This window comes from Candidatus Nitrosotenuis cloacae (assembly GCF_000955905.1).
GTDB lineage: Archaea > Thermoproteota > Nitrososphaeria > Nitrososphaerales > Nitrosopumilaceae > Nitrosotenuis > Nitrosotenuis cloacae.
Window position 1 is genome coordinate 667,130 of record NZ_CP011097.1, and the last position, 17,789, is coordinate 684,918.

Here is a 17,789-nt window from a genome sequence, read left to right on the forward strand (position 1 = left end):
TTACTCTCAAATTGAATAGTACTGGATTGGTGCTTGTACTTGTCGTGTTTGTTATGGCTAGCTTTGCGACATTGCCGGTACATGCACAAACCTTTACCATGTATGTGCAGGAAATGCCAAGAAACTGGCAGGCGCAATTTGGCGACACACTTTCCACATCAACAAAATACTGGGAGCAGAAAATTCCAGGAATCAAGTTTGAAACTACTCAAAAAATCGACGACTCTGATTTTGTAGTTGAATGGACATCAAATAATGGTGATGGAATGCTTGGATATTATTCAACAAACACTGCAAACCATTATGGAAAGCCAACGCTGGCAATAACATTGGGATTCTTCAAGGATGGAAAGCTGCAAATGCTATCACCTGAATCTGCACTAGAAGTAACAACACATGAGCTTGGCCATGCAATTGGAATGCAACATAGTACAAACCCATCCGACATAATGTTCCCAACAGTGGATGACTATGAATCACTGCAAGTCTTGGAACAAACACATGATCGTATTGCTAACAATGATTGGCATACAATATCTGAAAAGTATCGAATACTCTCAAATGAGAAAATAACTCCACTAGATGCACAAATCAATGACGCAAAATCTGCACTTGGTGCCATACACTATGGAGACAAGGCATATGATCAAACACTTGATGATGCGTGGATGGCTTATTGGTGGGCAATCAAATATCTGGATTCTGCGGAAAACGCTCAGACTCGTGGAGGTGCATTTGTTCTACAGTCTGATCATCAAAATGCATATGCCGAATTCAAATTATCGTACGATTTTGCGAAAAAAGCAGAAGAAAAGCTGATTCTGATCTCTGAATTGATTGAAAAGGTAAATATCGTATCTAACTGACCTGGTTTTCTTACCTTATATGGCAGTAGCCACCCTAGTATGCGTGTTAAAAAATCTATTATCAAAACTAAGACAAAAATCAACCACAATTACAACTGAGAAAACCAAGGAAAACCCAGAAGACGGCAAATGATCTATAACTGCAAAGACTGTGATTTTCGCTGGATAGGCTGGATGGATACTTTTTCCAAAGTAATCGAGCACGAAAGGACTCATTTGAAAAAGTAAATGGAACTATTAGAAGAAAAAGTCCATTTGTGGATTGAGAGTGCCAGATTTGTCAAAGCAAAACCCGGCGTCTATATTTTCTATGATCGAAAGCTTGATGCTATCTATATTGGCGAGAGCGACAATTTGCAGGCCCAATTCGCAAAATACTTGGACACTGACTTTGAGGGAGACGAGTGCAAAAAAAAGATACACACCTATCAGAGAACCTTTGTCGCAAACCCAAAAGAAAAGAAAAAGCAGCTACTCGAAGACTACAAGGCAAAACATGGAAAACTCCCATCCTGCAATGTAGAGTCTGATGTTTTGGCCTGCTAGAACTCTTCGGTATAGTGCACTAGGAGTGTTTTTTCCATTACTGGGTGCACTGCAACTACCTTGTCGCCCTTTTCCGCCAAAAAGTCATTTACTACATCCTGCAAAAAGACTCCTGGCTTTAGCGCAGCTGCCTCAAAATATTTTATTTTATGGATCATGCAGGAATGGTACGGTTCATCGTTATAACGGTGCTTGATTGGCATTTGCTGGATTGAAGTTTTTCTGATCGCATTACCAACGCTAAAACTTAAATCATCTCTAAAATCCAAACACGGAGGGTCACAATTTCAATAAAAAAAGCCCAGTTTGCAAACAAGTTTGGTAAGCTGATTTTATCTGATGGAACGGTTCTTTCTGGCAAGGGCTTTGGGTTCCCAAAGGCAGTGTTTGGTGAGCTGGTATTCAATACCGGAATGGTCGGCTATACAGAAACGCTTACCGATCCCTCATATTCAGGACAGATTCTGACTCTGACTTATCCGCTAATTGGCAACTATGGCGTGCCGGACCCAAAGAAAATCGACGAATCCGGCATATCCTCATACTTTGAGTCTGAGCGAATTCAGGCACGTGGATTAGTAGTCCATGAATTATCCGAGATTGCCAGCCACTGGAATCTTTCCATGACACTGGATGAGTGGATGCACAATGAGGGAGTTCCAGGAATTTCAGACATTGACACTCGCGAATTGACAAAAAAATTGCGAACAAGCGGCGTTACAATGGCGGCACTTGTCGTATCTGATAGTGAAATCGATGTGGAAAAAATCAAAAAAGAACTTGCAGTTGCAAAGCCTTACACCGATGAGAAATTCATGGATGCCGTATCAACAAAACATGTCCAAACATTTGGTAATGAATCAAACTGTGTAGTTGTGGTAGATACCGGTGTGAAAAACGCCATACTGCGAAATGTACATGAACTAGGATACCAAGTAGTCAAGGTCCCATGGAATGCAAGCTATTCTGATATTATGAAGTATAATCCAAAAGGCGTCGTACTAAGTAATGGGCCTGGAGATCCAGAGGCCTGCCCTGAAACAATCCAGACAGCAAAAGATCTAATCCAAAATGATATTCCAACACTTGGGATCTGCCTTGGAGCACAAATCATTGGCCTGGCCGGTGGTGCCACAACATACAAGCTAAAGTATGGACATCGCGGACAAAACAAGTCATGTCTTAATTTGCAAAACAAACAAGTCTATGTCACATCACAAAATCATGGATATTGTATTGACCCCAATTCGCTTGGCAAAACCGAATTTGATTTGTGGTTTACAAACACTGATGATAATACCGTAGAAGGAATTCGACACAAGCTCAAAAAAATAATTGCAGTCCAGTTTCATCCCGAGGCGTCACCCGGGCCGTATGACTGCAAATTTGTTTTTGAGGAGCTTGACTCTATGATCAAGGAGGTAGATTCTAATAAAAAATGAAGGTCTGAAAAAAATCCTAGTTCTTGGCAGTGGGGCAATCAAAATCGGAGAAGCAGGCGAAAGTCGCTAAAACGACCGCTAATTCGACTACTCCGGTAGCCAGTGCCTCAAGGCCATACACGAAGACGGTCTGAAATCCGTGCTGATAAATCCGAACATCGCTACGATTCAGACCGACACTAGGTTTGCAGACAAGGTGTATTTGCTGCCGGTAACCCCCGAGTATGTCTCGTCTATTATCGAGTCCGAGCGACCAGATGGAATAATGCTGGGATATGGCGGGCAGACTGCCCTGAACTGTGGAGTAAAGATAGCCGAGGCAGATGTTCTGCAAAAATACGGAGTCAAGGTATTAGGAACACAAATTCCTGGAATTCAGAAAACCGAGGACCGCCAATTATTCAAGGATTCAATGTCAGAGTGTGGAGTTCCAGTACTGAAATCAAAAACAGTCAACACATTTGAGGATGCAAAAAAGGCAGCCGAAGAATTGGGATATCCTGTTATCATAAGGGTGGCATACACTTTGGGCGGTCGTGGTGGCGGCGTTGCTCACAATGAAATCGAGCTGCACGAAATAGTCGAGCGAGGATTGAACGCAAGCCTAGTTCACCAAGTTCTAATCGAGGAATACATTGGCCACTGGAAGCAAATTGAATATGAGGTAATGCAGGACTATGAAGGCAATAATGTTATAGTGTGTAATATGGAAAATGTCCTTTCCATGAGGGTTCATACTGGTGATAACATTGTGGTTGCACCATCTCAAACAATTGATAATCGTGAATACCACATGCTGCGATCTGCCGCATTGCGTGGAACAAAACATGTTGGAATAATCGGAGAATGTAACATCCAGTTTGCTTTGGATGTAAGCTCTGATAGATATGTTGCAATTGAAATAAACCCAAGACTATCCAGATCTTCTGCTCTTGCCAGCAAAGCAACCGGATATCCACTAGCTTACATGTCTGCCAAAATAGGCCTTGGTCATACTTTGCCAGATCTGGTGAACCGTATCACAAAAACCACCACTGCGTGCTTTGAGCCGTCACTGGACTATGTGGTGATAAAACACCCGAGATGGGATTTTACCAAATTTGAGCGTGCAAATAGGCGTCTTGGACCTACAATGAAGTCTGTAGGTGAGGTAATGGCGGTTGGCCGCACATTTGAGGAGTCTTTGCAAAAATCAATCCGAATGCTGGATATTGGTAATGATGGATTGGTACTAAATCGAAATGATGCCAAGGATTACGAAATCGAGGAAATAGAAGACCACCTACTAAACGCAGAAGACAATGTTTTGTATTATGTGGCAGCTGCACTCAAAAAAGGCATATCTGTTGAAAAAATACAAAAACTGTCCTTTGTGGACCCTTGGTTTATTGAGAAAATAAAAAACATTGTGGATGTCGAGTCTAATCTAAAACAAAAACCACTGGACAAAACCCTGATGCGAAAGGCAAAACACTTGGGTTTTTCTGACAAACAAATTGGCCGTGCCATCCAAAAAGAAGACCTTGAGGTGAGAAAAATAAGAAAAGACATGGGAGTCTTACCAGTCATCAAGCAAATTGATACCCTAGCAGCAGAATGGCCTGCCAAGACAAACTATCTTTACATGACTTATGGTGGACTGGACAATGACATTACGGTAAGTGCTGATCAAAGGGGAATTGTTGTTTTAGGTGCTGGACCATACCGAATAGGCAGCTCAGTTGAGTTTGATTGGGGAACAGTCAACATGGTTTGGGGCCTGCAGCAAAACGGAGAATCTAATGTTGTCGTGGTGAATTGCAATCCGGAAACTGTATCAACTGATTATGATATTTGCTCCAGACTATACTTTGAGGAATTGACTCTGGAGAGAATCTTGGATATCACAGATGTGGAAAATCCAAAAGGCGTGGTGACATCAGTTGGTGGGCAAACTGCAAACAACCTTACACCAAAGCTTGCAAAATCTGGCATCAAACTATTTGGCACATCTGCTGAAGATGTGGATAGGGCAGAAGACCGCTCCAAGTTCAGCGCAGTCTTGGATAAACTGCACATAAAACAGCCTCAGTGGCAGGCATTCTCGTCATTTTCTGAAGCAAAATCGTTTGCCATCAAGGTCGGCTATCCAGTATTGGTTAGACCATCATACGTTTTGTCCGGGGCTGCAATGAAGGTAGTCTGGTCTCAAGAGGAATTATCAAAATACGTCGGCGAGGCAACCACACTGTCGCCTGACCATCCGGTAGTAATTACAAAATTCATGCTAAATTCACTGGAAGTAGATGTTGATGGCGTGTCTGATGGAAAGAATGTCTTCATTGGTGCATTGGTAGAACACATCGATGCGGCAGGAGTCCATTCTGGCGATGCAATGATGGTGATTCCACCATGGAGACTATCAAACAAGCAGATAGAGACCATCACAGATTATGCCACACGAATCGCAAAATCATTTAACATCAAGGGACCATTTAATCTGCAATTTTTGATACACCATGATCAGGTGTATGTAATAGAGCTGAACATTAGGGCATCACGATCAATGCCATTTGTATCCAAGCTAATCAAAACTAATTTGATCACACTAGCAGCTCAGGCTGTACTGGGAAAAGAGCTGCCAAAGGTAGCTCCAGACAAGTGGAAAAAGACTACTATCCATGGAATCAAGATGCCCCAATTCTCATTCATGCAGCTGGATGGCGCAGATATTGTATTGGGAGTGGAAATGCAATCAACTGGTGAGGCTGCCTGCTTTGGAGATAGCTTCTATGATGCTTTGGCAAAGGGCTTGATTTCTGTCGGGTATAATCTTCCAAAGACTGGAACTGCACTAATTACAATCGGTGGTGCTGAAAACAAGGAAAAACTGCTCCAGACAATGGCCACACTAAAACATCTGGGATTCAAAATACTGGCAACAGAGCACACTGCTGAATTTCTAACGGAAAAGCAAATCGGCGAGGTCCAAATAGTACACAAAATATCAGAACCTGATCGCAAGCCAAACATATCTGATTTACTATATGAGAGAAAAATCAATTTTATCATAAATATCCCATCCACTTCGACTCTGGAAAAATACGTCGGAATGTTGTATGATGAATATCAAATCCGAAGAAAGGCAATCGAGCTTGGCATTCCTGTGCTGACTACGACTGAGCTTGCCGAGTCCTTTGTGAAAACATTAGAGTGGATGACGCACAATGAAACAACCAAAAAAGCACTGGAACCATACGATCCTATCTGAGAATAATCTTATTGACTCACCTATTGACTCCATATCTTGTACAAAATAATTTTTTAAGATGAATTGATGATTACTTGTTACGTACTTGACCACAATTTCCACAAGTACTGGTTTGCTCTTTGATGCCGTTTTGCATTTTATCCAAAATCTCGGATCTGGATTCAAGTAATAATTCTCCGCAATTCTCGCATCTCATTGTACCACTAGGTATTGTTCTCTCATATAAGGTAGAGCAAATTGATTTTTTTGCGTAGCTGAATAGTTACCTCAGTCTTTCCAGAATGGATGTGCAAACTCACACTACTACGCTGGTATGTTTAAGCTGATGTGTAATATGGACCTACGCAGATTAATTAGATTGATTGATCCAATCATACCATGAGTCCTACATCATATTGGTATCGGATTTGCTCTGATTGCAAACGAGTCAAATGTCACAAGGGCTGTAACTGTGATTGTCATTGGAATCCATAGATAACCCGGACAATATTTTACGATCTTTAAATAATTTCATAATTGAACAAAAAACTGTTATTTTCAAACAAATGTGTGGTATTTTACTGAATTATCTAATATTTTTATAAAAATCAAATACATCACTATATATGTGTTAACGTGTATCCAATAGCATGAGTTTTTGTGTTAGTTGTGGAGATACTACGATTGTCTGTTACTGCGATTTGGAAAAAAAGACAACTAGCGACTATGTTGGTGCACAAAAAGAATGCCATGATCTAAATTGTTATAGAAAACACAATGCCGGTGTCCTAGTGTAATGACTACTGCATATGTTTTGATAAACTGCGAGCTTGGAGCAGAAGAAGAAATTTACTCTCATCTAAAATCAATTAGCAAAATAAAAGAGACCCGCGGTGTGTTTGGCGCATATGATATCATAACAAAAATCGAGGCATCTTCTGTAGAGTTGGTAAAAGACATTATCACAACAAATATTCGGGGAATTGACAGAATCCGTTCTACTTTGACCTTAATGGGAAGCGAAAAGGAAAAACAAAGTTAAGAGTCCGATTGTGGTAATGCAAGTTTTGAATGTAAAGAGTGGATGTACTAGATGTGGGGGCTCGATGCTAACTGATGGTTCTACAGGTGAACGATTCTGCCAAAAATGTGGCAATGTGATAGTTGAAAACATTGAAGACTCTCGCCCAGAGAGACGATTCATATCTGATGATTCCTCTGATAATAGCAGAACTGGCACTCCGAATTCACTTGCCATACATGATAGAGGGCTGGCAACAACAATTGGCAGCACGAGCAAAGATGCTACCGGAAAGTCGCTTTCATCTGTTATGCAGCAGGACATGCGACGATTGCGAATTTGGGACAATCGTAGTCAGAGCGAAAAAACCGGCAGAAACCTAAGGGCTGCCTTTATGGAACTAGGCAAGCTAAAGGACAAACTCACCCTGTCTGATGCAGTGATTGAAAAGGCTGCTTTTATCTATAGAAAAGCTGTTGGCAAAGGACTGGTTCGTGGCAGGTCTATCCCACATGTTCTTGCTGCCTCTGCGTATGCCGCATGCCGTGATGCTGGAACTCCAAGAACACTGAGTGATTTCTCGGATGCACTAAACATCAAGAAAAAGGCAGTTTCTTGCAGCTATAGGATGCTTCTCAAAGAGTTGGACATGAAAATGCCAGTAATGGACTCGTTGAACTGCATATCAAAGATAGCAAGCAAGCTAAACTTGGATGAAAAAGTAAAGCGACATGCACATGAGATCCTAAGTGATGCCAATGACAAAGAACTTACTGCGGGAAAGGGCCCAATGGGTCTTGCCGCCGCCGCATTATACATGGCGTGTGTAAAGTATGATCTCAAAATCTCCCAGCGAGAGATCTCTGTTGCATCAGGTGTTACTGAAGTGACAATACGAAATAGATCACGTGCACTACGGGAATCTATATAAATCGACACTAGGGAAAAATTGCTTTATGGTTTATTTGCATCATATGTGATGAATTTGTGGCATCTGGTGCACTCGTATCTGTCTTTGAATCCGGCCATCTTTACTTTGGCGTCATGAATACAGGTGGTCTGATCGGTTATTTTGACCTGCTCTCCTCTTTCCAATTCTTTTGATTTTCTGCTATTGATTTTTTTAGCTCATTGTATGAATCCAAATATTCTTTTTTCATCAAGTTGCCAGGCTTTGTCTTGTTGTTTTTGTTGATTTGCAGTGATGATTTGTTTTTTGATTTGCTCATGATGTAGAATATGTTGATGTTGTATATGTAATGGAGGACACCTATTTTCAGCAATGAGCATCAATCAGTGAGGATTTTGTTCGTAAAATCCCAATGTCTTGGAACAATGTTTACTAGTGATGGAGACGTATCTATTGACATAGTTGGAAAACAACCCCTCGGGAATCTCTATCTGTGATATTCTAAAAAACAACACAACCAAAGTCATTCGAAAACTGGAATCCCAAATACCGCCAAATGTGCAAGCAAACTCTGATTTATACACCCAGTATCTGCACTTGCTGGATGATTACTTTGGGTCCTGCTATCTGTGGCAAAAACAGTACTTTGATAGGTTTGGCTTTGATAATCAGACGCTAAATGCAATTAACCAGTACTGGGATGTCGTAACTGATCTGTATTGCACACAAATTGATCTCATAACCGGCGCACAAAAATCCAGCATTGAGGTACGGGCAAACATGATGACTCTATGTGATCAGTACATTCATCAGGCAATGGACTATTACGGAAAAATCTTCTCTGAAGCGTTATCAAAAATGAATCAAAAGATCTGAAATATTTTTCAAATTTGCGATCTGATTTAGATCGCAAAATTATTTTTTTGTTTTGTAATTTTTTGTAAAAATAACTTTACAAAATCACAAAATGAACATGCTTAATAACTCAGAAAAATCTTACAGGAGTATGGCAGCAAAGAAAAAAGCAGCAGCAAAATCAAAATCAAAGAAAAAATCAAAGTAATTGACCTAACAAGGTCCGTTTTCTTTTTTCATTAACGAGTGATTCTAAAATTATTTTTACAAACTCTTAATTTCTAATGTTTTGGCTTGGCGTGAAATAGCTAGATTCTCTCATAATTTACGCACGGAAAAACTGATTTTGATTTATGCTTTTGAAAGTTTTTTGACGTGACTTGGATCATCTTTGACTGCATCCCTCATTTTCTTTTTTAGTTCACTGATCTTTGTTTCTGCACATCTTGAGGAACAAAAACTGCCGGATGGATTCGGTATTTCTTTACCGCAATTTGAACACTTTTTGATCGTCAATCTGTACAACCAATTATCTTAGAAAATCCAATGATTGATGTAGATCAAAACATCTGCACGGGTTTTTCTTTATGTTTGTGCACTTGGTGCAAATTACTTCAATTATCTGCTTGCATTTTGCACATGTGGAATATACACCGGTTTGCCCCTTGCACAGATTGCAAATGTCCCTCATGTTCATTTTTTATCTAAGAAAAGTTTCTTCCTCCAATTTTCCAATGGTATAATCCAATTCGGTCCTCAAAGAGACGTGTCTTTACGTTGTTTATTGAGGATAAAATTGGCGTTTTTCTTTTTCGTATTTTTTTTTCTGTTTTTGCTGCGGTGGACTGTTTGCTTTCCAGAATTTCTTCCAATTCGTTTTCAAAAAAGAATTTCTTACCAGAAAGCGGCTTTAGATCATCAATCCATATTGCTTTCTCATCAAATCGTGCCAGAAACGGTCTTTGTACCCATACTGGATTCCGTCCCTGTATGAATTGCAATAGAATTGCCTTTTTCTTTCCAAAATCCATCGTGCCAATGACGTGAATTTTTCCTGGATTTGCAGACATTATTGGCCCACGTACTGTTCTTGCTAGGCCGCTGACTTTTTGATACGCGTCTTTGAATATTTGATGTGCTCGAATGAGTGGAATTCCAAAAAAGTCCTGCGCTCCAGTGTCTCTTGTGACAAACATGTAGTATGGAACGCATCCCAGACTGACTTGTCTTTGCCACATATCAGCCCAGATTTTTGGGTCATCATTTATGTTGGCAAGAACTGGAGACTGTGTTCGTATCTGAGCTCCTGTTTTTCGTATTCTATGAATGGCTGCAGCTACTGCTTGAGTTGAAAGTTCGACTGGATGGTTAAAGTGGGCCATGAATGCAAGATGTATTCCAGACTCGCCAACTCTTTTGAACAGATCTAGTAATTCATCTGCGTCATTATCTGTTAGGAATCGATATGGCCAGTATGATAGGGCTTTGGTTCCTATTCGAATTGTTTTGAGATTTTTAATTTTCGCATTGATAAGTGAATCAATGTATCTGGAAAGGATTTTTGTTTTCATGATCATCGGATCCCCACCAGTAAACAAGACATCCGTGACCTCGTTGTGTTCTGAGAGGTACTGGATGAGCAGATCTGTTTCCTGCGTTGCAAACTGGAGTTCTTTTATTCCAATAAACTGAGGCCATCTAAAGCAAAATGTGCAGTAGGAATGACATGTTTGGCCTTGGCTTGGGAAGAAAAGGACCGTTTCGTCATATTTGTGCTGCATTCCGTACAGCTTTGTGCCGTCTTTGAGCTGCGGAATGTTGTATTCCTGACCTGCAGGATGAGGATTCAGACTCATACGGATCTTGTTTGCAACCAATTGGATGGTGTCCTTATCGCCACTTTGTAATGCGGTGGACATTTTTCTGAAATTATCTGCAGAAAGCATTTTCTTTTGTGGGAATGTCAGAGTAAAGATCGGATCATTTGGAACATTATTCCAATTGATGAGTTGATCAATCACATAATTGTTAACTTTGAACGGAAATACACTTGCAACTATCTCTATGTCTGATTGTCTTTCATTTGAGAGTGCTTTAATCTGCGAAATGTCCCTGAAATTATGCTGCATAAATGGCTGATACTGATATGAAGTGTCAATTTGGATTTGCTTTGAACCCTTGGCGGGGATTTTCTCAATTACTGGCATGGTGAATTCTAAATCTATAGACTAAGCATCAAAACACTGTGTCTTGTATCAATGAATCGTATGATTCAATGTGAAAAGACATCTAATGCAAATTTTTTACACTTCATATGTCTGCATGTCGTTTCTGTCATTGCATTCTATAATATGAATACTTATTTAAGTACTACAGTACTCATCTTCGTGAGTATTTTGGTTAAATGTTATCAAAAATATTTAATCGTCTTGAAAAAATTTTATTCCTAGCTTTTTTGTTAATTCGTCTATTCTGTCGTATTCTTTGAGGAATTTTTTGCCTTTCTCAGTCAGAATTAGAGGATCTGTTACAATGAGATTTTTTTCCTCCAACTCTGTAAAATATGTAGTCAGCTTATCATATGAGGTTCCAACTAAAAACTGAATTCGTGTTGGTCGAACGGTTTCATTATCGATTAGTTCAATGCGCATCGCATTTAACACTGCATAATACAGCTCCATTCTACTCCTCTTTTCCTTTGATTGTGAGATTACTTTGCGGGCCATATCAAAACGATTTTTTTATAATGACTGGGTTTTTTGGTTTTCTTGCCAGTGCAATGATGATTATTCCGAGCCCTGCTATTTTTAGCACTCCAGATATGATGAGTGTCAGACTTGTGGGGTCTACTGTAAATAATAGTCGTAGGTATTGAGACAAAAAGACAATGCCAAACCCAACTGGTAGTACAAAAAGATCAGATCTTGTTTGTAGTTCGGAGTTTGATCCTATTTTGAGAATAATGTATCCTAGTGCTACGAGGTTTAGAATTCTAAAGTATTCATTGTACTGGTGGAAATCTGGAAGAAACGAATTGCCAATACCTGTAACTACTAGTGATAAGCCTATGGGGATTAAAGAAATGAGGGCAGTCTTTATGACCATCTTGAATTTTTTTTCTGTATATTTTTTAAAATAATATACCAACCCAATGACGATAAATCCATAGGAAACAAACGATAATCGTAACCAATGCAAAACATTGTAAATTTCACGATTATTTGTGACATCAATAGTCATGGAAAAAAAGAAATCACTAAACGCAACAAGTGCAAATCCGATCACCAACCCGCAAATATGGGCCGATGAGATCACCCTGTAAATTTTCAAGAAATACACCGAGATGACAGCACCTAGAATTCCACTAATCATATACATGAAAAACAACATTGAGCTGTTTTGCTCAAATAGTAGTGCCTCCATGATTTGGTAAATCATTCAAACATAATAAAATCTACTCATCTTAGTGAGTACCATAATACTCTTAAATAATCATGAATAATAGCTGCATCAATGAAGACAATAGCAATAGGATCCATTTTGGCGATATTTGCTGTTATGGCGACTGCTCCAGCGTTTGCAGATCATGCATCTGTTGAGGTCAGTATTCCTGAGGGTTCTTCTACAGTTGGCTGTGAAGAGACCAACGAGTGTTACATCCCAGATGAAGTAACAATCGATGTAGGAAGTGAGGTAGTGTGGTCAAATGATGACACCGCTTCACACACTGTAACAAGCGGAGATCCACAAAACGGTCCAGACGGAAACTTTGATAGTAGTTTGTTCCTGTCGGGACAGACCTTTTCTCACATGTTCGAGGACGCCGGCGAATTTCCATACTTTTGCTTGGTGCATCCATGGATGAGAGGTATTGTGATAGTCGAGGAAGCACATGCTGACGATCACAGTGACGATGTGGAAGAGATCCCTGATGAGCAAACCGACGCAGTGGTAATGTCACAAGACGGTTCAATTGTGATCAACATCAATTCTGATGTTCCAACAGAAGGTGCAGAGTCTGCATTAACCGTTGAATTCACAGATGCTGATGGAAATCCAATCGAGCACGTGAATTTTGAGGTCACTGTAACACAAGACGATCAAGAAGTCTTGGCAGAGACAGAACAACATGCACATAGTGGGATTACAGAATTCACAACATCTGCTCTAGGATCAGACAGTCCACTAGATGTCCAAGTCACAATTCTAGGAATAGGATTGCCAGACGATGATCCAGCAACATGGACAGGTCCAATAGGGGAAACAATATCTGCTCAAGTAGTTCCAGAGTTTGGCCCACTTGCAATGATTATTTTGGCTGCAGCCATTGTAAGCATTGTTGTTGTGACAACACGATCTAAGGTAATGCCAAAACTTTAGAATCCATCTTTATTTTTTCATCAAATATGATTATTGTGCCTGAGGCTCAAATTATTCGCGCCAAATCGACTTTACAATCTGAATCCCTATTTTCGTCTAATCATCATACTGTGACGCCACATGATGGTGTCATCAAATGATTGCCAAGGGTTAATAGTGGCGTAATGGAAAACTTGCGTTGTCCAAGGGCCGCCAAGATCATAATTCACTAATCAAGCATCTAATTGATCATTTTACATCACTTGGACTCGAAGTACAATATGCAAACTATGACAAATATCAAAAACCATTCCCAATCAGCAGACACGCGCCTGACGTTATAGCGTATGATAGGACAAAAAAAATTGGATACATCGGCGAGGCCAAAGTCTGTACAGAACTAGTTGAGCAGAGAACAAAAGAGCAGCTAGAAGATTATTCTAAAAAAGTCATGAAGACTGGTGATTCAGAAACCACAAAGATGCCGTTTTTCATTGCAATCCCACACGACTGCAACCTCAAAATGACGCAGACACTAAAGGAACTGCATCTGGATACCAGAGACAACATCCACGTTATGGATTTCTGATTAGTATCTGATTTTAATGGTAGTCCACACATTTAGCTCAAACGATACATGTCGGCGCTGCAAAGGCCTGATGGTAACTGATGCCGTTACTGGCGAGCGATTTTGTCGCAACTGCGGATTTGTTGTAGATGAGCAAATAGCGGAATTGGGTCCTGAGCGCAACGTATCAAAGGACAGCGACAGAGACGATAAAAGCCGGGTTGGCATTCCAACATCTTTGGCAATTCATGATATGGGACTAGCCACTGTAATTGGTGCTGCAAACAAGGACGCCACTGGCAAGCCACTTTCTGCGCAGGCAAAACATGAAATGAAGCGTCTTAGAACTTGGGATAATCGCAGCCAGATGAGTGAGCAGATGGACAGAAACCTTCGGTACGCATTCATCCAGCTGGACAAGCTAAAAGACAAACTCACCTTATCTGATGCCGTAATTGAAAAAGCGGCCTACATTTATCGCAAAGCACTATCAAAGAGTTTGGTTCGGGGAAGATCAATTGAAGGAGTGCTAGCAGCTGCAGTATATGCAGCATGCAGAGATGTTGAAACACCACGAACTCTTGGCGATGTTGCAACTGCAATTAACATCAAACGAAAGGATCTCTCAAAGAACTATAGATTATTGGTAAACGAGCTGGAAATGAAGATGCCAGTAGTTAGCTCAATCACATGCATGTCAAAGATTGCAAGCAAGGTTGGTCTGAGTGAGAAGGTAAAGCGACACGCCCTTGGCATACTAAAGGAGGCAAATGACTCTAGAATCACTGCTGGAAAGGACCCAATGGGGATGGCAGCGTCTGCTTTGTACATTTCATGTGTAAAGATGGATGTTGACATATCCCAAAAAGACATTGCAATGGCAGCCGGCGTAACCGAAGTGACAATTCGAAATCGCTACAAGGATCTCAAAAAGTCTCTCCACATCTAAAAATTCATAATAAAAAAACGTAAAGATTCAACTAAGCTTTAGTATCTTTTTTGAAATCTTGGTTTTGAGTGCTTTGGTAGACATTCCCTGCAATAAACTGGTCTGTCTGGTTTTGGTTCAAAAGGTACCTCTGATGCTTTGCCACAGTCTGAGCATGTGCATGGGTACATTTTTTTGTCATATGACATGCCTGCCAAAACCGGCAATCCAAATAAGAATGATGAGATTAGCTAACCTTCACCTCGGGTGTGTTTTTGGTAAAATAGCCATCAGATCACCTGTGATAGTAGGGATTCATCGCCAATTATTGTTCCATCAAGGGTGACTATTTTGGCAGATGAAATGTCCTTTATTTTTTCAATAATTGGTGATATGGACTTTTTGTATGCCTTTTTCTTTGTGGCATAAAAATATCGATTAAAAGATGGTACTATGATTATTTCCAGCTCGCCAGACTCTGATGGAAATAGGTTTTCTTTTTGCGTTCTTATGGAAACCCAGACCCGCTGGCCATTCAGAATGGAATCCTCATCAAAAAACACAGGATGGACATGACCCATCACTATTTTGGAGATGTGGGCAAAGTTTGCAGTAGGCATGGTATGGCCATGAGTCAGCAGCGTATCTTCTATAATCATGCCAATGGAGCTGATCAGAGTGATATTGTCTGGCGTAAGATATGATATGTTTGCGTCATGATTTCCAGGAATCAAGACTGTCTCGGTTTTTTGGGCAAGTGCTGACAATAGTTTTGGGATCTCATCCCATTCTGACTTTGATATTTTGTTGATTCCGGATTTCACATCTCCAAGCAAGACAAGTGAGTCTGGCTTTGCTGCATCAATTAGTGAGGTGATCTTTTGGATTGACTCATTTAGTGTGGTGTTTTTGCCAACAAAGATTTTGTTGTGAGCAAGATTTGCCTCAAAGCCGACATGAAGATCAGTGAGAACTAGGTGCTTTTTTTGTCCTTCTAGAATCAATGCCGGCTCTCCGGGAATTGGCTTTGTCTTCATTAAACCATAATACAAAGTGATTTGCATTAAATTCTTGTTGCCAAAACCAGAGAAAACATCGCTTATCATTTCTGAGAGGCGTGTAAAATGCCATGTCTTTGAGCCAAGCAAGCGACAGGTCTGGACAGTAGTCGGCATGGGAAAGGAGCATTGGCTTGCACCAGAATATGACTATTGTTCTTGTGAGGGGTTTTACTTTGGCAAGCTAAAGGGGAAACAATCTTGCTATCATTTGGACTCGCTAAAGCTAGCTCAAGAACAACATGAAATAGAATTCATAACATTTTCTGATGATGAATATGTGGATTTTCTAAAAGGGTTAGTAGCGGAGATTTGATTACTCGTTTCTGATTGTCTCTCTTGCGTGACCCTTGTTGACTACCATTTGTATGATGGCTTCCATTGAATAATCAATTCCATGTTCCGAGTCTACATGTTCTTTGAATTGTTTAAGCAAAGACATGCTCTTTCTTCCATCAAGTACAAAATCACATTCAAATCCATAATCTGAACATCTAAGCTTGATTGTCATCTAGCTTGGAATTTTCTTGTTTGCATATAACTTTTGTTCCGTTATTCAAGAACAAACACTAGGTTACCAATTTTGGAAAAATTATAGTGGAATGGTTGTAATGTCTTCCTTTGAGACGCCCTTCCAAAGACCGATCATTCCTTGAGGCTCTACTGGCTCGACTTTGGTGATTTTCTGTATCTTGATGTGATCTGGATTTGGAGGCATCCAAAGCATTGCCATGTATTCGCCTATCTGTCCTACCTTGGTTGGAACTGCTGGAGTTATCTTGTCCTTTGAGAACCCCTTTGATACTAGGGCATCAACTGATTTTTGCATCAGGTCCATTCTTCCGTGGACAAACAAGTAGATTGTTTGTGTGTTGTCTAGTGACATTTGACCATATCCGTGTGTTACATTAAATCAACGTTTTGTATGTGATGAAAAACGGTTAAATTGGCACGCGTGGGCGCAAAAACGTGAAGATTGTAACTATCGGTAGCAGAATCTTTGTTACAAGTTTTCAGCTAGCTGGCGTCCAGGGAGTTGTAGTGGATAGTCCGCAGACAGCATTCTCTGAGGTAAAAAAACTCGCAGAAGATCCTGATGTTGGACTAGTTTTGATGTCAGAGGACATGTCAACTCCAATTAGCACAGAGCTTACCAAGCTTCGCGCAACAAAATCAAAGCCACTCATATTTTCACTGCCAGCATCTGGCTCTGAGAAAAAGGAAGTCGATTACAGAAAGATGCTCAAGACAATTCTTGGCGTCTAGAGCCTGTCGTATTTTGTTAATTCATTGCTTGATATCTTGTTGATTTTTGGCCCGCCAAGATATGTTGTGGCATAGGCAATCCCACCAGAAATCATTCCTATTGCAAAGACCATTGCGGAAATGGCGACTGGCAATTTTACTAGTTCTGTGATGTATGCTGCCTGGTTTTGCTCGCCTTCTGCAAAGCTGACAAAGCCGGTTCCGACAAAGCCTGCTACTATCAGCAGTATGGTTGTGATGGCGCCGCCGACATTCATCCCAATTAGTTGCATCCATACTAGCTGATTCTTTTTTCCTCGCACCTTTTTGTTCAGGTTTGATTCCAAGTGGTTGTAGAAGATGGCAGTGATTGCTATGCTAACTACAAGTGTGATATACATGAAATATCCAAAAAAGAACCATTTTGCCGGACCATCTAGTGACAATGAGAGAAACTCAATTAGCGATGTGTCTGAAAATACTGCCTGCATTATGATGAGTGACACTGTAAGTCCTGTTATGATTGCACCCTGAATTATTGCAGATAGGACGAACCTGTTGCCCCATGGGCTGGGTCGTTTTTTGTCAGAGACTTCGAGGAATTTTTTTCGCTCTGACTCTTTTTTCTCAATCTCTGCATAGTCGTAGAATTTCTTCATTAATCGCGACTCTTCATCCTCGTTAAAGAAATCATCCACTGGATTATCCCATCTCGACATTGATTTGTTTGGTTTGAATTTTATAATAATTGATTTCATGTTC

General features: G+C 40.4%; 21 protein-coding genes and 1 pseudogene. 12 read left to right on the plus strand and 10 right to left on the minus strand.

Annotation, left to right across the window (positions count from 1 at the left end; genetic code table 11):
• Positions 1 to 11: 11 nt before the first annotated feature.
• Both SU86_RS03725 and SU86_RS03730 read left to right on the plus strand, forming a co-directional pair.
• On the plus strand, positions 12 to 866 hold the full coding sequence (locus SU86_RS03725; RefSeq protein ID WP_148550763.1) for a matrixin family metalloprotease: 855 nt from the start codon (positions 12 to 14) through the stop codon (positions 864 to 866).
• A 228-nt stretch (positions 867 to 1,094) separates the two neighbouring features.
• Positions 1,095 to 1,412, plus strand: coding sequence for a GIY-YIG nuclease family protein (locus tag SU86_RS03730; RefSeq protein ID WP_048187586.1), 318 nt, complete (start codon positions 1,095 to 1,097; stop codon positions 1,410 to 1,412).
• Here SU86_RS03730 and SU86_RS03735 read toward each other — a convergent pair.
• A complete protein-coding gene (locus SU86_RS03735; RefSeq protein ID WP_177318915.1) occupies positions 1,409 to 1,570 on the minus strand; it encodes a hypothetical protein in 162 nt (53 codons plus the stop codon). The two genes, SU86_RS03730 and SU86_RS03735, sit on opposite strands and share 4 nt — an antisense overlap.
• 105 nt (positions 1,571 to 1,675) lie before the next feature.
• Between SU86_RS03735 and carA the strand changes: the two genes are divergently transcribed.
• From carA to SU86_RS03755, 4 genes and pseudogenes are all read left to right on the plus strand, one after another.
• Positions 1,676 to 2,854 (plus strand): glutamine-hydrolyzing carbamoyl-phosphate synthase small subunit, encoded by a 1,179-nt coding sequence (gene carA, locus SU86_RS03740; RefSeq protein ID WP_048187588.1) that lies wholly within the window; start codon positions 1,676 to 1,678, stop codon positions 2,852 to 2,854.
• A pseudogene (carB, locus tag SU86_RS03745) lies at positions 2,844 to 6,104 on the plus strand (carbamoyl-phosphate synthase (glutamine-hydrolyzing) large subunit). The gene carA and the pseudogene carB overlap by 11 nt, the downstream one beginning before the upstream one ends.
• Positions 6,105 to 6,879: 775 nt before the next feature.
• Positions 6,880 to 7,125, plus strand: coding sequence for an Lrp/AsnC ligand binding domain-containing protein (locus SU86_RS03750; RefSeq protein WP_048187590.1), 246 nt, complete (start codon positions 6,880 to 6,882; stop codon positions 7,123 to 7,125).
• Positions 7,126 to 7,141: 16 nt separating this feature from the next.
• The gene (locus SU86_RS03755; protein ID WP_082096106.1) at positions 7,142 to 8,035 is read left to right on the plus strand and encodes a transcription initiation factor IIB; all 894 of its coding nucleotides are present in this window, start codon (positions 7,142 to 7,144) and stop codon (positions 8,033 to 8,035) included.
• Between the two features lie 136 nt (positions 8,036 to 8,171).
• Here the strand turns inward: SU86_RS03755 and SU86_RS09890 are convergent, their stop codons facing one another.
• Positions 8,172 to 8,333 carry a hypothetical protein gene (locus tag SU86_RS09890; RefSeq protein ID WP_177318916.1) on the minus strand — a complete coding sequence of 54 codons (162 nt, stop codon included), beginning with the start codon at positions 8,331 to 8,333 and terminating at the stop codon, positions 8,172 to 8,174.
• A gap of 143 nt (positions 8,334 to 8,476) precedes the next feature.
• On the opposite strand from SU86_RS09890, the gene SU86_RS03765 reads away from it, so the two are divergent.
• Positions 8,477 to 8,890 carry a hypothetical protein gene (locus SU86_RS03765; RefSeq protein WP_048187598.1) on the plus strand — a complete coding sequence of 138 codons (414 nt, stop codon included), beginning with the start codon at positions 8,477 to 8,479 and terminating at the stop codon, positions 8,888 to 8,890.
• Between the two features lie 683 nt (positions 8,891 to 9,573).
• Here the strand turns inward: SU86_RS03765 and SU86_RS03770 are convergent.
• From SU86_RS03770 to SU86_RS03780, 3 genes are all read right to left on the minus strand, one after another.
• On the minus strand, positions 9,574 to 10,998 hold the full coding sequence (locus SU86_RS03770) for a KamA family radical SAM protein (protein WP_236687776.1): 1,425 nt from the start codon (positions 10,996 to 10,998) through the stop codon (positions 9,574 to 9,576).
• Positions 10,999 to 11,289: 291 nt separating this feature from the next.
• Entirely contained in the window at positions 11,290 to 11,595 is a 306-nt protein-coding gene (locus SU86_RS03775) for a winged helix-turn-helix domain-containing protein (protein ID WP_048187600.1), read from the minus strand.
• Position 11,596: 1 nt separating this feature from the next.
• Positions 11,597 to 12,292, minus strand: a complete 696-nt coding sequence (locus SU86_RS03780) for a hypothetical protein (RefSeq protein WP_148550765.1) — start codon at positions 12,290 to 12,292, stop codon at positions 11,597 to 11,599.
• Positions 12,293 to 12,382: 90 nt separating this feature from the next.
• Here SU86_RS03780 and SU86_RS03785 point away from each other — a divergent pair, with 90 nt between their 5' ends.
• The 3 genes from SU86_RS03785 (at position 12,383) to SU86_RS03795 (ending at position 14,745) form a co-directional block, all read left to right on the plus strand.
• Positions 12,383 to 13,249, plus strand: a complete 867-nt coding sequence (locus SU86_RS03785) for a PEFG-CTERM sorting domain-containing protein (protein ID WP_048187605.1) — start codon at positions 12,383 to 12,385, stop codon at positions 13,247 to 13,249.
• Between the two features lie 178 nt (positions 13,250 to 13,427).
• Positions 13,428 to 13,817, plus strand: a complete 390-nt coding sequence (locus tag SU86_RS03790; RefSeq protein WP_048187607.1) for a hypothetical protein — start codon at positions 13,428 to 13,430, stop codon at positions 13,815 to 13,817.
• A gap of 70 nt (positions 13,818 to 13,887) precedes the next feature.
• Positions 13,888 to 14,745, plus strand: a complete 858-nt coding sequence (locus tag SU86_RS03795; protein WP_148550767.1) for a transcription initiation factor IIB — start codon at positions 13,888 to 13,890, stop codon at positions 14,743 to 14,745.
• Positions 14,746 to 14,783: 38 nt separating this feature from the next.
• Here SU86_RS03795 and SU86_RS03800 read toward each other — a convergent pair whose 3' ends face one another.
• Together SU86_RS03800 and SU86_RS03805 are read right to left on the minus strand one after the other, a co-directional pair.
• Positions 14,784 to 14,933: a CxxC-x17-CxxC domain-containing protein gene (locus SU86_RS03800; RefSeq protein ID WP_048189152.1), complete on the minus strand. Its 150-nt coding sequence runs from the start codon at positions 14,931 to 14,933 to the stop codon at positions 14,784 to 14,786.
• An 81-nt stretch (positions 14,934 to 15,014) separates the two neighbouring features.
• A complete protein-coding gene (locus SU86_RS03805; protein ID WP_082096108.1) occupies positions 15,015 to 15,761 on the minus strand; it encodes a metallophosphoesterase in 747 nt (248 codons plus the stop codon).
• A 34-nt stretch (positions 15,762 to 15,795) separates the two neighbouring features.
• Between SU86_RS03805 and SU86_RS03810 the strand changes: the two genes are divergently transcribed.
• Positions 15,796 to 16,098 (plus strand): hypothetical protein, encoded by a 303-nt coding sequence (locus SU86_RS03810; RefSeq protein ID WP_048187611.1) that lies wholly within the window; start codon positions 15,796 to 15,798, stop codon positions 16,096 to 16,098.
• Here the strand turns inward: SU86_RS03810 and SU86_RS03815 are convergent, their stop codons facing one another.
• Together SU86_RS03815 and SU86_RS03820 are read right to left on the minus strand one after the other, a co-directional pair.
• Positions 16,099 to 16,293 (minus strand): DUF1059 domain-containing protein, encoded by a 195-nt coding sequence (locus SU86_RS03815; RefSeq protein WP_048187613.1) that lies wholly within the window; start codon positions 16,291 to 16,293, stop codon positions 16,099 to 16,101. It lies immediately after the preceding gene.
• Positions 16,294 to 16,374: 81 nt separating this feature from the next.
• The gene (locus SU86_RS03820) at positions 16,375 to 16,668 is read right to left on the minus strand and encodes a hypothetical protein (RefSeq protein WP_048187615.1); all 294 of its coding nucleotides are present in this window, start codon (positions 16,666 to 16,668) and stop codon (positions 16,375 to 16,377) included.
• Positions 16,669 to 16,751: 83 nt separating this feature from the next.
• Here SU86_RS03820 and SU86_RS03825 point away from each other — a divergent pair, with 83 nt between their 5' ends.
• Positions 16,752 to 17,048: a V-type ATP synthase subunit F gene (locus SU86_RS03825; protein ID WP_048187617.1), complete on the plus strand. Its 297-nt coding sequence runs from the start codon at positions 16,752 to 16,754 to the stop codon at positions 17,046 to 17,048.
• Here SU86_RS03825 and SU86_RS03830 read toward each other — a convergent pair.
• Entirely contained in the window at positions 17,045 to 17,785 is a 741-nt protein-coding gene (locus SU86_RS03830; RefSeq protein ID WP_052755474.1) for an MFS transporter, read from the minus strand. The two genes, SU86_RS03825 and SU86_RS03830, sit on opposite strands and share 4 nt — an antisense overlap.
• Positions 17,786 to 17,789 lie beyond the last annotated feature (4 nt).

Bases quoted from the DNA above. Each gene is read 5' to 3' on its own strand.
- SU86_RS03750 (WP_048187590.1), top strand. From the start codon at position 6,880: ATGACTACTGCATATGTTTTGATAAACTGCGAGCTTGGAGCAGAAGAA.
- SU86_RS09890 (WP_177318916.1), bottom strand. From the start codon at position 8,333: ATGAGCAAATCAAAAAACAAATCATCACTGCAAATCAACAAAAACAAC.
- SU86_RS03755 (WP_082096106.1), top strand. From the start codon at position 7,142: ATGCAAGTTTTGAATGTAAAGAGTGGATGTACTAGATGTGGGGGCTCG.
- SU86_RS03770 (WP_236687776.1), bottom strand. From the start codon at position 10,998: ATGCAGCATAATTTCAGGGACATTTCGCAGATTAAAGCACTCTCAAAT.
- SU86_RS03730 (WP_048187586.1), top strand. From the start codon at position 1,095: ATGGAACTATTAGAAGAAAAAGTCCATTTGTGGATTGAGAGTGCCAGA.
- SU86_RS03785 (WP_048187605.1), top strand. From the start codon at position 12,383: ATGAAGACAATAGCAATAGGATCCATTTTGGCGATATTTGCTGTTATG.
- SU86_RS03815 (WP_048187613.1), bottom strand. From the start codon at position 16,293: ATGACAATCAAGCTTAGATGTTCAGATTATGGATTTGAATGTGATTTT.
- SU86_RS03735 (WP_177318915.1), bottom strand. From the start codon at position 1,570: ATGATCCATAAAATAAAATATTTTGAGGCAGCTGCGCTAAAGCCAGGA.
- SU86_RS03795 (WP_148550767.1), top strand. From the start codon at position 13,888: ATGGTAACTGATGCCGTTACTGGCGAGCGATTTTGTCGCAACTGCGGA.
- SU86_RS03775 (WP_048187600.1), bottom strand. From the start codon at position 11,595: ATGGCCCGCAAAGTAATCTCACAATCAAAGGAAAAGAGGAGTAGAATG.
- SU86_RS03805 (WP_082096108.1), bottom strand. From the start codon at position 15,761: ATGAAGACAAAGCCAATTCCCGGAGAGCCGGCATTGATTCTAGAAGGA.
- SU86_RS03830 (WP_052755474.1), bottom strand. From the start codon at position 17,785: ATGAAATCAATTATTATAAAATTCAAACCAAACAAATCAATGTCGAGA.
- SU86_RS03800 (WP_048189152.1), bottom strand. From the start codon at position 14,933: ATGTCATATGACAAAAAAATGTACCCATGCACATGCTCAGACTGTGGC.
- SU86_RS03820 (WP_048187615.1), bottom strand. From the start codon at position 16,668: ATGTCACTAGACAACACACAAACAATCTACTTGTTTGTCCACGGAAGA.
- SU86_RS03780 (WP_148550765.1), bottom strand. From the start codon at position 12,292: ATGGAGGCACTACTATTTGAGCAAAACAGCTCAATGTTGTTTTTCATG.